Here is a 13,300-nt window from a genome sequence, read left to right as displayed (position 1 = left end):
AACTCATTATTAAATGTTAGCTCTTGAAATATCTCAAGACAACATAGCTGTTTATTACAGAGGGAGGAAAATACCCGTTGTACCACTTTATACAACACCAGCTCTACACTATATTCAATACGTAGCCATGTATGTAGCAAAAAGGCTTATAGACAGCGGAATAGAGAAATTCGCCATCAAAGACGCCAGAGCAGCTAAGATAATTGAACTGGCGTGTGGAGGCCGTTGTGTATATGACATAAACGGCGTAGATATAGACAGAATACTAGAGGAGGCCTATTATAACAACCTAGCCGATAGGATATTGGCACATACCATCTCTACAGATGCGTTAGTTATACCCTGTGTAGATCAGCCGCTGGCCAGGGCGTTAATAAAACGGGCTAGAGAATACGCCCCCGATCTAACACTTATAGCCTCTCAATACGGCGGCTCGTGCCCAGAGGCAGACGTTATACATACGCCGCAGATAGTAGAAGTCCCCCTCCCCCTAGGACCAATTTCAAAAGCCGCTCTCCACACAGCCACGTGGGCAGTTAGGGAAGGAGTTGCCGAGAGTCCACTTACCCCACTACTTGACGCAGAGTGTATAACATCGACAAAACAACAAACTATGTAGTTGATAACATACACTATGACCGACCTCCTCCGCCTGTCCCTAGGCTGTTACGCCTAGGGGCTTTCTTCTCGCCCGTGTCTTTATTGGCATCTATGACGTGCCAGGGGCCGGGCGGCTCTCCCCCAGCGCAGGGTAGAGCCTTACAACACGGCTGTTGCCGAGGTTAGCGGGCGGCAGACGCCCCCCCGCCAGAGCCGTCCTCAAGCGACCCGCCCAACCGTATTAAGCACATCTCTTTCTTCACCACTCTGCCATGAAAAATATAGCCTAGAAGAAAGCCCTGCCCCAGAGGGTGGGGTTTATCCTCATTAACGTTTAACATTTTGCAAAATCTCTCTAATAGACAGCGCTATTTAAAAGGCCGTACTCAGCCCTCCAGGTGGCTATCATCAGTCTATAGTGTCCCGACGCCTTCATCATAAAGACATGCGGCGGCCGGGATTTGAACCCGGGACTTCCCGGTTATGAGCCTTACGCGGGGCTCTGCCCCAGAGCGCTCTAACCAGGCTGAGCTACCGCCGCTGGTTTATAATACTGGCGGAGTTAAAAAGCTTTCGCCAAAACAATGCGGGGGGTGGGATTTGAACCCACGCAGGCCTACGCCACAGGGACCTGAACCCTGCCCCTTTGACCTGGCTCGGGCACCCCCGCCTCTGTTTCTACATTTGAAAACCTTAATAAGTTTACTGCAGATTAAAACTGTTCTATCTCACTCCCCTTAGTAACAACTAGCTTTATACAGAGGACTAGACGGACTCTACACTTATACATACTTTCTCGCCGTGGTATAAATCTTTAAGGCGTTTGAATAATGTGGGTCTTCTACTTAATGTTGACTACAACGACTACGTAGTTAGAAGTAGAGCTAAGAAAGTTTTGCAAATCGCCGGCGTTAAATCCGTCGGCGAAGAAGAGGCAGTTGACGCATATTATATCCACTACCGCACGCCGATATTTGGCGGCAGAGCCTTCAGCGCCGTGTGGAGGAAATTTGTAACTATATATATAAACTCGCAATACTACAGCGCAGTTGCGCCACTTTGTCGACTAAACCACAGGGCTTCTCTAGAGGCGGCCGTTAGGCTTCTAAAGGCCTTTGAAAAGTATTTACAGACCCTTGAACAATATGGAAGGGCGTGGTTTGGCTTAGGACGTAGAGATGCGTGGACTGAGGCGTGGAGACAGTTGAGACGCCATTTTGGAGACCCCTCAGACGTGGAAGAGCTATATAGAGTTCTTAAAAAACTAGGGGAGGTCTTAGGCAGAGGGAGGAGGGGGGACCCCGCCTCTCTTACACTTTCTCTAGCCGTAGACCCGCGGAGGGCAAAAATGGCAAAAATCTTAGAGAAGGCGGTGGCATTGGAAAAACTCATCGGAGACCCCCTTGGCGTTGGGGACGCGATAGTCTCCACGGCAGGGGTTATACACGGGCGAATCTATAGCTCTATTGAGAAGGCGCGGCGGGCTACTATATATACAAAAGCTCTCTTTCTCGGCGCCCCACTCCTCTTTCTTCACAAAGCTACGGCTGCCGAACTTTCCATAAGGATGCCGAGGGCGCAAGGCGATAGAGGCGTCTACCTACTGGTAGATAAGTCTGGGTCTATGTACAGCTTGATAGACGGCGTTGAAAAAATAGCTGTTGCAACTGCCTACGCCCTAGCTGTATTAAGGAGGTATAGGAGGGTCGTGCTTAGGTTTTTCGACGCAGAGGTATACGACCCTGTAGAAGACGTGGCTAAGATGGCCGAGATCTTGCTTAGAGTATCCGCTGGAGGAGGCACAGACATATCTAAAGCAGTAGAAGTCGCAATTGACGACGTAGAAAGACGCAGACTAAAAAACTACATGCTGGTTGTTGTGACAGATGGAGAAGACGATAGGATAAACCCGCTTGTTTTAAACAGAGCAAAGAAAGTCTTTAAAGACGTCGTGTTTGTATTAGTGGGGCGGCAACGCCCTCCGCCAAATGTAAAATCTATCAGACTACCTCTTGGCAAAGACAGGCCGTGGATCTACTCTATAGAAGGCACGGCCCGCGCCGTGTAGCGGGATGTTTACCCTTCTGAAGTCAAAACCCCATTGGTCAGCTACGCCAGGCGCAACCCAAGTGTATAAGACGTGGAATATATACAGGGCGACCTCCCCCACCTCAACCTCTTTATACACCTCAGTCTCATATCCAGCGATAGCCCCTGCGACGCGAGGCACGTCTATCTTTTCAGAGTTTTCAAACTTTACGCCAAATTCAGTAGCCTTGTCGACGTTGCGTCCGCTGACGCTCCCCAGCTTGTATATTAAGTCTGCAGCTTCAATCGGGAGGACGTTAAGCGTAGCATATCTATGGTGTTTAAGACATTCGTAGGTATACGAGCTTTTTTCTACGGCGACGGCTACAGTAGGCGGCTCTTCAGAGACTGGGGTATTCCACGACGCAGGCATGAGGTTAAGTCTGCCGTTGGGACATTTAGAAACTATTACAAGAGTTGGACGTGGGTGGAGAACTCTGTAGAACTTGCCCTCGTACATATCTTAAAATAAGCCGATGTTTATAACTACTTCTCTACCACAAGCACGTAGGGTCCCGTCTCTTCGGCCTGTAGAATTTTCACATCGTTTATAGCCATCAATCGCCTAAGCATTACATAACACACATAGTCATCTGTCACAATTTTAAATTGGGCGCCCGCAGACGCCCCCGCGAGTATAGACGCAACTTTCTTCAACGGGTCTGGACACTGTTGTCCTCTGACATCTATTACATCCACAGCCGCAATTGGCTACGGCCATATAACTTTTTATCTAATATTCGGGATTAGAGATATGGACGAGAGACCTATCTTTGAAACAAATTTACCTCCTGAAAAAGTCAAGAAGATAATTGAGGTTCTACGAGAGGTCTACGACCCAGAGATACCCATCAACGTCTACGACCTCGGCCTAATTAGAAAAGTGGTTTTAGAAGACGGCATATTGAAAGTCACTATGACTCTCACTGCAGTGGGGTGTCCAGTGGCTGGAAGTGTGGCACAAGAAGTTGGCTACGCCCTACAGACAGTCATGCCAGAGGCTAAGGACGTAGAGGTAGAGCTAGACTTTGAAAAGCCGTGGGACCCCACACAAATGACGCCACAAGGCAGAGAGCTTTTCAAAGCAATATATGGCTACGACATAGTAGAACAATATTTGGCGCAACAAAGCGCCGTCCAGAATAGCTAGAGGGAGAGAACTCCCACTAGAGAGAAAGCTGCTGCCACCCAGAGGAGGTACCTCCTCCACTCTACCCTACCTCTAGAGAGGCGTTGGACAAGCGGGTGCCATTTCGCAACTTCCGTCAGGAAGAGGAGGACTATTTGTACAACCGCAGCGTAGAGAAACGCGTGTCCGGCGCCGAATGCGCCTGCCAAAGTAGCCGTGGCTATGCCATATACCGTGGCGGCATAAAACAAAGCCGGGTAGGAGAAGAGAGATACAAACGCCACGTCGACTGCAGACTGGAGAAAACGTTGTTCGTAAGGTAGAGACGCCGTCTCGTTAAAAGCCCTAGCCACGGCTTGCGGATCTACAAGCGGATAGCCCAACGCCGCTAGAGCCGCTGTAATAGCCACAGAAGACCAATATATAATGTATGTAAGATAGAGCCATTTCACACCATGTCGAACAACTCCCTTTATAAGATATATACAGTCTCTTCTTTAAGCTGACATGTTAGCAATAGAAGGAGGTAAACCAGTGCGGGAAAAGCCTATCGTGGCTAGGCCTGTCGTGTACAGTGAGGACGTCCTCCACGACATAGCAGAAGTTCTCAAATCTGGAATTCTAACTGCACAACACGGCAAGTGGGTAAAAGCCTTTGAGACAGAGCTCGCCGCCTACCTCGGCGTGAGATACGCCGTGGCAGTCTCCAACGGCACTACAGCCCTCCACACGGCGCTTAAGGCCATAGGCGTGGGGCCAGGCGACGAGGTGGTGACAACCCCCTTCACCTTCGCAGCCACCGCCACCGCCATACTCCACTCCAACGCCGTGCCGGTCTTTGCAGACATAGACAGAGAAACTCTCAACCTAGACCCAGCCTCTGTCGAAGAGAAAATAACAGAGAGGACAAAAGCCGTGGTGGTGGTGCACCTAGCCGGCATGCCAGCCGAGATGGACCAGTTCATGAAGCTGGCAGAGAGATACGGCGTGAAGATTATAGAAGATACGGCACAAGCCCTCGGCGCAGAGTACCGGGGGAAGAGAGTCGGCTCGATAGGCCACATGTCCACCTTCAGCCTATACGCCACAAAGCACATCACCTCCGGCGAGGGAGGCGCCGTCGCCACAGACGTCGCCGCCTACGCGGAGAGGGCAAGGCTAATTAGAGCACACGGCGAGGTGGGGAAGTATAGCTACGAGCTCCTCGGCTATAACTACAGGATGACCGAGATACAGGGCGTACTCGCCTACCACCAGCTCAAACAGCTGCCAGAGATGCAGAAGAGACGCGAGGCCTATGTAAAGACGCTGTTGGAGGAGCTGGCCCCCCTAGAGGGCGACCTCCTCACCATCCCAAAGCCAAGGCCCTACGTCAGACACGCCTGGCACCTCGTCCAGATACTACTCGCCGTGGAGAAGCTAAACAAACCCCGCGACTATGTAGTAGAGGCGCTGAGGGCAGAAGGCGTGGGAAACGCCTTCGTCACCTACCCAACCCCCCTCTACAAGACGCCCCTCTTCCAACGCAGAGAAGGCCACGGCCTCGGCTGCCCGTGGACTTGTCCATACCAGAGGCGCAGGGTGGAGTACAAGCCCCTCCCAAACGCCGAGTGGGCCGCGGAGCGCGTCGTCTCGCTATTAGTAATGCCCAATTTAACAGAACAAGACGCGGTAGACACAGCGACAGCAGTGAAAAAAGTGCTAACCGCCCTCAGAAGGTAGCAACCTCTTTCAAAAACCTGGCAAGGTGCGGCGCCTTTGCCTCCAGCTTCTTCACCGCAGTCTCCACATCTTCATAGGGATCTACCCCATACCTCGCCAAAGTATATGCGTGAGCCCCCAACACGTGGATCACCGCCGCCATGTATACGACGTACATCCAGTTTAAAAAATCCTCCGTAGCGGCGTCCCCCCTTAGAGCTCTCTATCTCCTATAAACGACCAGTCCTGGAAACCCACTGGAGTCGCGAAAAGGAGTTTATATGTCTAGCCTGTCTTTGTATATACGTCTCACGTTTTCTACACATATCTTGTACATATCATCCTCTGTGAGAACCCCCTTTGCTACATACTGCCTAAGCTTAGAGGCTAGAGTCCATGGCGGAATGACGGCGCCGGGGCGCGACTTGTCGTCTAGGTAGTCGCTCTCTACTACAAAGACAGGCCCCGCCCTCAGCGCGTCTTCAAACTCGCCCCTCCGCCCCAGGGGGACAGAGGGAGAGAGACCCCTCGCGTATGCGTACCCCGCCAACGCCCCCTCGATGTGGTGCATTACAACTCTCGCCGGGTCGACGCCCGCCTTAGCCACCAGAGCGGCGATAGAGTCCACAGTCTCGCGGCCACGCCGCTCTAAGTGGAGGTGGACAACGGCGCCGACGTCCCGCGCCCGCTCAAACACGTAGAGAAGCACCCTATTACACAGCTCTACAACCTCCTCCCCCACAGGCCAGTGAGGCCTCCCAAACTCCCCCATGCCCACCGCCCGCCCCTCCTCTACATACCTCGCCGCCAGATCTACAGCCCAACGCATAAACTCCTCCACCTCCCCAACCCCCCAGCCGGCCTCCAAAAGCCTTACACACTCAGCCGGGTGGACCCCCACGACAGCCCCTGAAACAAGGCCGACCCCCCTCGCCACCTCTGCATTCCTAACCGTGTGGTCATACAGCCTGACGACCCAACCCCTATCCCCCGGCACACCCCCAATAGACCAGGTAAGCAGAGAGACAAACACCAGCCCCACCCCGCCAGCCGCCTTAAACCTCCTAGCCACCTCCACAGCCCCAAACCCGGTAAATTCATTAGCATGTGTATGATTATCAAAAACACCCACAGCCACGGCAGGGATTATATACCTATTTTATTTTATGCTCCTTTTTTCAAAAAGTATTACAGATGTGCCCAATCCCGCCCACGCCGAGGGAACCCTCCCATGTACATGAAGGTGATAAAAACATACGAAACCACAAGAATAATGGTCAAAGCAGGCATATTCACGTTATTTGTAGTGCTAACACTCACAGGCATACTGCCAACAGATGGCGGAAACGTAAAAGGCGCCATATTCTAGGCCAGGACAATTTCCTCGCAGTATTTTTCCAGCCGCACAGTTTCCTCACGCGGACCCACAGCTGCAAATATTAAAAACTTTACAAACTCCAGAAGTGAGTAAAGGATAAACACATACTCTCCTCTGTCTTCTTCCGGCAGGTTTAAAAGCCCGCCAACTACGACAAACTCAGCCTTGATCTCGCCAGACATAAAGTTGACATATAGTTTGAAAAGGTCGTGGAATGTCCTCACTACATATATCTGCTCATCCCTTAGCTCGATGCCGTGGAAAGAGGTCCAGTGGCCGATTTGTATAAATAACGCGCTGTCCTTTATCTTTTCTAGTAGTGCGTTTACCTTTCCTACTCTTTCTCCGTGTATACACACTACACTCTTCAGCGGTGCCGTTACTCCGAGTTTTTCCTCTTCTACTAGCTGTGTGGGGCCTCTGGTACCATGTGGGTAGAAATATAGGAGTCCTTTTCCTTCTATGATGTCGAATATGTATCTTGGGCCTGGGGGATGAGTTCTAGATTTTTCGAGTTGTACGTACCGTATATAGTGGCCTATGCTGTTTTTTCGGTACCAGACGTGTATTACGTGGTCTGCTATGTAGCTGACGTGGGGGGTGTCTTCGTCTGCTATGACGATTATTGGCTTTTCTTTGGCTATTTGGTAGAGGATGGAGTGTGTCACTACGTCTATATTCTGCCGCGTGGCCATTCCTGTGACTGAGTCTACTACGGCGGCGCCGTAGTTGGCTATGTGGTCGAGTATGTATCTGGCTATGTCTTGTCTAAAGGCGCGTGGGAAGTCGTAGAAGTCGAACTTGGAGGGGTCTACGCCTACTCTTCTGGCGGCTTCTCTCAGTAGGTCTGGCCCCTCTGTGGTAGAGACCCAGAGTACCTTGTCGGCTATGCGGCTGGCTATGCGCATGGCCAGTGAGGTCTTTCCAGAGCCAGGGGGGCCGTATATGAGGGTCATTCCTCGTTTGGCAACTTCAGCGATTTCAATCACGCCTTTTGTCTTCTTCCTAGTTTATATATTCTTCGGTGTGGGTCGGGGGGTGTACCGCTTGGTTGTGGTGTTCAGCCCTCTCGAGCTGTCGCCATCTTTCGGCAGCGCCTAGCTTCATCACATATCTTTTTATATACGGGCTTATAATTATGTTTGACGCTTAGTGGAGTTCGGCGTGTATATAGTAATCTATTTAAATGGAGCTGTTTTCTATTCTGTGGACGCAGTAGAGCTGTTTCGGGAGTTCTACCTCTCTCTGGGGATGTCTCTGAGGGCTTTAATTGAGTATAAGATGAGGAAGCGGGGGGCCACCGTGTCTGACTTGTTTGAGAGGCCGTACCTCCTCTATTTCTACGTGGCGCAAGACTTGGGTCCTCACAACGCCGAACTTATTATAAATCTCTTTGTAGAGTTTGCCCGGAGGCGGAAGATCGATACAAAAATCGCCGGGGAGGCGCTCCGCAGTCCTGAGGGCTGGCGCCGGTTTGTACAATATCTAGAGAGTTTATGAAGGAGTTTTTCCAAGGTTTTACACTTGTCTACGGCCCTCCGGGGTCTGGGAAGACCTCTCTGGCGCTTTACGCAGCAGCTCAGATGGGGGAGAGGGTGCTCTATGTCGGCTTCTATGAGACGGCGGATAAGGTGAGGAGTAAGGCAGAGGGGCTTGGGCTAGACTTCTCTAAGTTTGTCGTACTTGACTTTCTCGCTGTGTCTGACGTAGACGTCCTATTGTCTAGCGTGGTGGAACAGTACTTCAAGTACTCGCCTGACGTAGTAGTTTTAGATGGTATAAACGCGCTTCCCCAGAGTAGAGAGGCTGCGTCTTCTATATACAGGGTCTTCAACGTCCCGACTATCGCTATTGGAGAGGAGCAAATTGGCGGGTCTCACTTCGCCTATGTGGCCGACACTCTTCTCGAGGTTAGCCAAGTCTTTCACAGGGGGCCCGCTACAGGAAGATCAGAGTGGTCAAAACGCGGCTGGGGCCCGGGCCGGGGGTAGAGTTCTATTTTACAATATCGCGGAGGGGCGTCTATATCATTAGGAGGTGGTCTCAGAGTTTTATGAAGCCAGAGCCGGTGGCGGCTCCTTCGGGCAGGAGAGTGGCTTTTTCAGAGGAGGTTGTGTCCGCCCTCGCCAGGGCTATGCCTGGGCGGAGGCGGCCGGGAGTTTTGGCGGGGAAACCACGGTTAGTATCCGCCCGGCGGCGTTGGCGATGTATGCGACAACTTCATACCTCCCCCGCCACATGCACAAAAAGTCAGAAGCGTCCTTTCAATTCCTTTCACACACTTGCCTGACGTCGTCGCTGTCAGGCAGGTGAGCCGAGGGAGTAGAAAGTGTCAAAGAGGTTGGCGGGAGATTGCGTTAGAGGTGTGGGTGGGTTGAAAAACGGGTTTGCGACGGTTTTACCGCGAGCGCCGCCAACATTGCAATTATCGGCACTGGTATGAACAACGCGAGGGGCGGCATGTGTATGACGCCGGCGGGTATCAACACGTTGCTTATGACGACGGTTGTTCTTGTGGCTGCGAAGGTCAACAACATGGCCGACACGCGTCTCTCAACGACGACGCGTGGGTCTGTCTTGTGAAACTTTTGGCCTGCCCCCATGCGCCTTCTATAACCAACAGAGATTTCAGCCACTCCACATACAAGGCCATGTACGCATACAGAACGCTGAGGGTTGAAATCCCTTGGCGCCTCGTCGAGGAGCGGCCAGACGTCCTAGACCTAGCGACGAGGATGCACTTGGCGGCGGAGGAGTACGTCAGAAGGCTACTGAAGGAATTGACGGGACAGGAGGAGCCCAAGCTGACTACGGAGGAGTTGGACAGACTCCTCACGCCAGACAGGCGGGAGTTGGCGTGCAAGATCATTGAAGAGACCTTTCCCAGGTACGGGCTTGGGAGGGCTCTTGTGAGATATTCCAAGTTTCTCTGGCGCGACGTGGCGTTCTACCGGGCAATCCCCCTCGACGTCCAACTGAGGGCCGAAAACGAGAGAGACGTGAGTACGGCGGTCTTTGTCGACCTAAAGAGCGGCGTTCTCAGAGTGCGGAAAACCGGCATACCGCCTTTCGCAATCAGGTTGGAGAAGGGCAACGTCACTTGGATAAGGGAGAGACTAGAAGAGGGCGCTAAATTGAAGTTGGCGTTCCTCGGTGTCGACGTAAGGAGGGGCAAGGATCCTACTTACGGCGGCCTGTATATCGCCTTGGTGTTCGCTAGAGAGGTGACGCCGGTGGAGCCCAAGGCGCTTGTCGTTATCGACGTCAACCGCCTAGACCACTACGTAAAGGTTGGTCTCGTGGTCGACGGCAGAGTTGTGGAGCTATTGAAGTTTCCTAGGGAAGAGCGGATACGGAAGCTTGAGAAGATCCACGCCCACATAAGACAGTTGAGTAGAATCCTCGCGCGTGTAGATGAAGACAAGGATCCACGCAGAGCGTTAGACCTCCAGAGACAGCTGTGGAAACTTGAGACGAAGCGCTATGGCGTAATCCGCGACGTCGTTATAAACGCCGCCTGCGAGATCATAAAGCTGGCCAGAGAGCGCCAAGCCGCGATCGTTGTTGATACAATAGAGGACGACACGTACCGGGAGCTCAGGGAGGGCAACTGGAGAGACGATAAGAAACACTTCCTAGACGGGCTTGGGCAGTTAAGGAGGAGGTTGATGGAGTTGGCGCAGTGGTACGGCGTGCCGTATCTAGAGGAGCGGCTGTATTCAACAGTCTGTCCAAAGCGCGATGCAAAGGTGGTAGAGGAGAGGGGTCGCGTAATGCGTTGCCCCGCCTGCGGCTTCAGAGCGCACCGCGACAACGTGCCCATGATATGGGCAGAGAAGAGATACCGGGAGTTAATAGAGAAGACAAAACAACCCGTTTTTTCGGCGACCCTCACACTTTTAACCTCGTAACTACTTCTCACCCATGAACGGCATCTACTTGGCCCCGGGGCGGCAGACGGGGGCGCGCAGATGGGGAAAGTTAATGACTTGGCGCCACGTCCCCCGTATGACCCGCCCTCTCGCCCCGGTGTACCCGGGGCGGGCCCTTAAGTCCCCCGGGGAGGGGCCAAGAGAAAGATAGGGGGACAAGAGTGGGCTATATCCTCGATTTTATACACAACGCGCTTCCGCGCTCGGCGATACTTGCCACGTTTAGAGGAGTTGATCCAACGCCTGAGTTACAGACTCTCTTTAACACTGTGTGGCGCTACTTCCCAGATAGGGCGGTGGTGGTAAAATCCGCCCTCGGCTGGCCTATACAAATATTGAAGATACGAGAGGGGGACGGGCGCTTTTTGTTAACAGTTTAACCTTAATATATCTCTCCCGCTGTATATGTGGGCGTGAAGGATCCAAAGGCTATTATCCTTGAGATATTAAAGAGGGAGGGGCCTGTCCCCGTCTATAGGTTGGCTAAGGCACTTGGCGTGTCTTATGGAGCTGTCCAGTGGTACATATACACTCTAGAAAAGGAGGGGGTTGTCGAGACTGTGAAAATTGGAAAGAGGAGGTATGTGGTTCTCAAGGCGTCTGATTGGATGGGGAATGTAAAAGTTGGTGATATTCTCGACGAGTTTCTTCTTACTCTCTCGGCGCTTGGAGTTAAGCCGGAGATGACGCTTCGGGAGGCCCTAGAGACCTTAGAAAAGAGGGCGCCTCACATCGCCGAGCTCCTCCGTAGGATGATGGAGAAAATCTAGAAGATCTTGCCTGGGTTTAAGATATTGTACGGGTCGAAGAGCTTTTTGAGCTCTCTCATATAGCTCAACGTTGTCTCCCCTAGCTCAGCCCTCGCCAGCTCTTTCTTTAGGATCCCCACGCCATGTTCTGCAGAGATTGTGCCATTTAGCTTAGCCACAAGCTCTGCCATGTCTTTTATAAACTTCTCCACCTTCGCCGGGCCCTCCTCTCTCCTATACCAAGTGGCTGGGTGTAAATTGCCGTCTCCCACATGTCCGCCGAGAAGGAGGGGGACGCCGTGTTTGGCGGCAACGGCCTTAAGGCCCCGGACTGCGTCAGGTAGTTTCGAGATGGGGACAGCTATGTCTTCTATCACCAACACGCCCCCTCTTGCGGCTGTTATCTGGCCATAGAAAAGCTTACGTCTTGGCTCTAGGAGTTTCATGGCGGCTTCCCACCCCGCGGCTTCCTGTGCTATCTCGCCTCTGATAAGCTCTCTCAGTTTTTTAAGTAGTCTCTCCTCGGCGCCTGTGTTTACATCAACGCCGAGGAAAAGGGCGTTTTTCTCTTCCAGCCCAACTAGGGCAGAGGTAGGCGCGTCGAGAAACTCGGCAAATAGGGGCCACACCCTGTTGGCTCTGACTTTTACCACGTCTTCAACTAGGGTTTCTACGTCGTTGTAATACGCCAGTACTGCCGTAGCTGACTCGGGGATGGGGGCTAGCTTGAGAGTAGCCTCTGTGACTAAGCCCAGAGTCCCCTCGCTCCCCACAAATAGTCTAACTAAGTCGTATCCATTTCTACATTTATACGTCCGGCAGCCCAACTTAAGTGTATCTCCCCGCCCCGTCACCACCCTTAGGCCTAACACCCAGTCTTTCATAGTGCCGTATTTTGCGCCTCTCATACCGCCTGCGCCGTTAGCTATCGCCCCGCCTACTGTAGCGCTTTTGACAGAGCCGGGGTCTACTGGGAAGAAGAGGCCGTGTCTAGCCAGTTCTATATTAAGCTCCTCTAGCTTGACCCCCGGCCCCGCCACAGCCACGCCGTCTATGGGGTCTATCTCCACCTTGGCCATCCTTTCGAAGCTGACCACCAGCCCGGGTGTTGTCGCAATGGCGTTGCCAGAGAGACTTGTGGCGCATCCCTGTGGAAATAATGGGGTCTTATTTCTCACTGCCCAACGAACTAGCTCTACAACCTCCTCTTCGTCTTCTGGAAATACAACCCCTATGATAGACTGAGAAACCTCTATAAACGAGGCGTCGCGGATATATAGAGATGCGACAACTTTATCTTCTATAAACCGGTCGCCAAATTCCCTCCTTAGGAAGCTTATGTCCATATATCTCAGCTCTCAAGTCTTTATCTATCTTACAGCCCTAAAAATTAAATATATGGCTCCAGATTTTGGAGGGCCCGTAGCTCAGTCAGGTGAGAGCGGCGGCCTTCGGAGCCGTAGGTCCCGGGTTCAAATCCCGGCGGGCCCGCCACAAGTTTTATAAACTGAAGCTTATATTTAATACGGCGGGGGGCTGCACGGCGTGCCGGCCGTGCTCCGCCGGAAGGCGGACCCAGGCTTGGGGGCCCGAAACCGGGGCCGGGCGGCGTCTCCGGCGGCGTGCCGCCTGGGCTTACCAATGAGCTCCGGTCCAGGGGGGCGCCAGTCCCCAGGCTACCCCGGCCGTAGGGCCGGGGGGACCTGGGCATGCGGGGAAACGG

The 13,300-nt window shown here is 52.7% G+C and carries 18 protein-coding genes and 3 tRNA genes; 11 read left to right on the top strand and 10 right to left on the bottom strand.

The window, feature by feature from the left end; all coding sequences use genetic code 11:
- The first annotated feature begins 13 nt into the window (after window positions 1–13).
- Window positions 14–619: a hypothetical protein gene (locus PISL_RS09515; RefSeq protein WP_011763575.1), complete on the top strand. Its 606-nt coding sequence runs from the start codon at window positions 14–16 to the stop codon at window positions 617–619.
- Window positions 620–1,046: 427 nt separating this feature from the next.
- On the opposite strand, the gene PISL_RS09510 is transcribed toward PISL_RS09515, so the two are convergent.
- Both PISL_RS09510 and PISL_RS09505 read right to left on the bottom strand, forming a co-directional pair.
- Window positions 1,047–1,141, bottom strand: a tRNA-Met gene (locus tag PISL_RS09510).
- Between the two features lie 44 nt (window positions 1,142–1,185).
- Window positions 1,186–1,270: transfer RNA gene (locus PISL_RS09505), tRNA-Leu, on the bottom strand.
- Between the two features lie 162 nt (window positions 1,271–1,432).
- Here PISL_RS09505 and PISL_RS09500 point away from each other — a divergent pair.
- Window positions 1,433–2,668, top strand: coding sequence for a VWA domain-containing protein (locus tag PISL_RS09500; RefSeq protein WP_011763574.1), 1,236 nt, complete (start codon window positions 1,433–1,435; stop codon window positions 2,666–2,668).
- Here the strand turns inward: PISL_RS09500 and PISL_RS09495 are convergent.
- Both PISL_RS09495 and PISL_RS09490 read right to left on the bottom strand, forming a co-directional pair.
- Window positions 2,606–3,148 (bottom strand): flavin reductase family protein, encoded by a 543-nt coding sequence (locus PISL_RS09495; RefSeq protein ID WP_011763573.1) that lies wholly within the window; start codon window positions 3,146–3,148, stop codon window positions 2,606–2,608. The genes PISL_RS09500 and PISL_RS09495 overlap by 63 nt on opposite strands.
- Window positions 3,149–3,174: 26 nt before the next feature.
- Complete coding sequence (locus PISL_RS09490) at window positions 3,175–3,387, bottom strand: sulfurtransferase TusA family protein (protein ID WP_011763572.1); 213 nt, start codon at window positions 3,385–3,387, stop codon at window positions 3,175–3,177.
- 55 nt (window positions 3,388–3,442) lie between these two features.
- On the opposite strand from PISL_RS09490, the gene PISL_RS09485 reads away from it, so the two are divergent.
- Window positions 3,443–3,838: a metal-sulfur cluster assembly factor gene (locus tag PISL_RS09485; protein WP_011763571.1), complete on the top strand. Its 396-nt coding sequence runs from the start codon at window positions 3,443–3,445 to the stop codon at window positions 3,836–3,838.
- Here the strand turns inward: PISL_RS09485 and PISL_RS09480 are convergent.
- Window positions 3,835–4,269, bottom strand: a complete 435-nt coding sequence (locus PISL_RS09480) for a hypothetical protein (protein ID WP_011763570.1) — start codon at window positions 4,267–4,269, stop codon at window positions 3,835–3,837. The genes PISL_RS09485 and PISL_RS09480 overlap by 4 nt on opposite strands.
- Before the next feature lie 55 nt (window positions 4,270–4,324).
- Here PISL_RS09480 and PISL_RS09475 point away from each other — a divergent pair, with 55 nt between their 5' ends.
- Window positions 4,325–5,539: a DegT/DnrJ/EryC1/StrS family aminotransferase gene (locus PISL_RS09475; protein ID WP_011763569.1), complete on the top strand. Its 1,215-nt coding sequence runs from the start codon at window positions 4,325–4,327 to the stop codon at window positions 5,537–5,539.
- Here PISL_RS09475 and PISL_RS11085 read toward each other — a convergent pair.
- Complete coding sequence (locus PISL_RS11085; protein ID WP_011763568.1) at window positions 5,529–5,696, bottom strand: hypothetical protein; 168 nt, start codon at window positions 5,694–5,696, stop codon at window positions 5,529–5,531. The two genes, PISL_RS09475 and PISL_RS11085, sit on opposite strands and share 11 nt — an antisense overlap.
- A 99-nt stretch (window positions 5,697–5,795) precedes the next feature.
- Window positions 5,796–6,656 carry a TatD family hydrolase gene (locus PISL_RS09470; RefSeq protein WP_011763567.1) on the bottom strand — a complete coding sequence of 287 codons (861 nt, stop codon included), beginning with the start codon at window positions 6,654–6,656 and terminating at the stop codon, window positions 5,796–5,798.
- A gap of 99 nt (window positions 6,657–6,755) precedes the next feature.
- On the opposite strand from PISL_RS09470, the gene PISL_RS11590 reads away from it, so the two are divergent.
- Window positions 6,756–6,887 (top strand): hypothetical protein, encoded by a 132-nt coding sequence (locus PISL_RS11590; protein ID WP_280531764.1) that lies wholly within the window; start codon window positions 6,756–6,758, stop codon window positions 6,885–6,887.
- Here the strand turns inward: PISL_RS11590 and PISL_RS09465 are convergent.
- The gene (locus tag PISL_RS09465; RefSeq protein ID WP_011763566.1) at window positions 6,884–7,885 is read right to left on the bottom strand and encodes an RAD55 family ATPase; all 1,002 of its coding nucleotides are present in this window, start codon (window positions 7,883–7,885) and stop codon (window positions 6,884–6,886) included. The genes PISL_RS11590 and PISL_RS09465 overlap by 4 nt on opposite strands.
- A 217-nt stretch (window positions 7,886–8,102) precedes the next feature.
- On the opposite strand from PISL_RS09465, the gene PISL_RS09460 reads away from it, so the two are divergent.
- Together PISL_RS09460 and PISL_RS09455 are read left to right on the top strand one after the other, a co-directional pair.
- The gene (locus PISL_RS09460; RefSeq protein WP_053240576.1) at window positions 8,103–8,396 is read left to right on the top strand and encodes a hypothetical protein; all 294 of its coding nucleotides are present in this window, start codon (window positions 8,103–8,105) and stop codon (window positions 8,394–8,396) included.
- On the top strand, window positions 8,393–8,887 hold the full coding sequence (locus PISL_RS09455; RefSeq protein ID WP_011763564.1) for an RAD55 family ATPase: 495 nt from the start codon (window positions 8,393–8,395) through the stop codon (window positions 8,885–8,887). Before PISL_RS09460 ends, PISL_RS09455 begins: the two co-directional genes overlap by 4 nt.
- A gap of 366 nt (window positions 8,888–9,253) precedes the next feature.
- Here PISL_RS09455 and PISL_RS09450 read toward each other — a convergent pair whose 3' ends face one another.
- The gene (locus tag PISL_RS09450; protein WP_053240493.1) at window positions 9,254–9,499 is read right to left on the bottom strand and encodes a hypothetical protein; all 246 of its coding nucleotides are present in this window, start codon (window positions 9,497–9,499) and stop codon (window positions 9,254–9,256) included.
- Window positions 9,500–9,547: 48 nt separating this feature from the next.
- On the opposite strand from PISL_RS09450, the gene PISL_RS09445 reads away from it, so the two are divergent.
- The 3 genes from PISL_RS09445 (at window position 9,548) to PISL_RS09435 (ending at window position 11,598) form a co-directional block, all read left to right on the top strand.
- Window positions 9,548–10,807, top strand: coding sequence for a zinc ribbon domain-containing protein (locus PISL_RS09445; RefSeq protein ID WP_011763563.1), 1,260 nt, complete (start codon window positions 9,548–9,550; stop codon window positions 10,805–10,807).
- A gap of 182 nt (window positions 10,808–10,989) precedes the next feature.
- Window positions 10,990–11,208 carry a hypothetical protein gene (locus tag PISL_RS09440; protein WP_011763562.1) on the top strand — a complete coding sequence of 73 codons (219 nt, stop codon included), beginning with the start codon at window positions 10,990–10,992 and terminating at the stop codon, window positions 11,206–11,208.
- Window positions 11,209–11,235: 27 nt separating this feature from the next.
- Window positions 11,236–11,598 carry a helix-turn-helix domain-containing protein gene (locus PISL_RS09435; RefSeq protein ID WP_011763561.1) on the top strand — a complete coding sequence of 121 codons (363 nt, stop codon included), beginning with the start codon at window positions 11,236–11,238 and terminating at the stop codon, window positions 11,596–11,598.
- Here the strand turns inward: PISL_RS09435 and PISL_RS09430 are convergent.
- A complete protein-coding gene (locus PISL_RS09430; RefSeq protein ID WP_011763560.1) occupies window positions 11,595–12,923 on the bottom strand; it encodes an FAD-binding oxidoreductase in 1,329 nt (442 codons plus the stop codon). The genes PISL_RS09435 and PISL_RS09430 overlap by 4 nt on opposite strands.
- Window positions 12,924–12,993: 70 nt before the next feature.
- Between PISL_RS09430 and PISL_RS09425 the strand changes: the two genes are divergently transcribed.
- Window positions 12,994–13,071 (top strand) — tRNA-Arg (locus PISL_RS09425).
- Window positions 13,072–13,300: the final 229 nt, after the last annotated feature.

Source organism: Pyrobaculum islandicum DSM 4184 (genome assembly GCF_000015205.1).
GTDB lineage: Archaea > Thermoproteota > Thermoprotei > Thermoproteales > Thermoproteaceae > Pyrobaculum > Pyrobaculum islandicum.
This window is presented reverse-complemented; position numbering and strand designations above follow the sequence as displayed.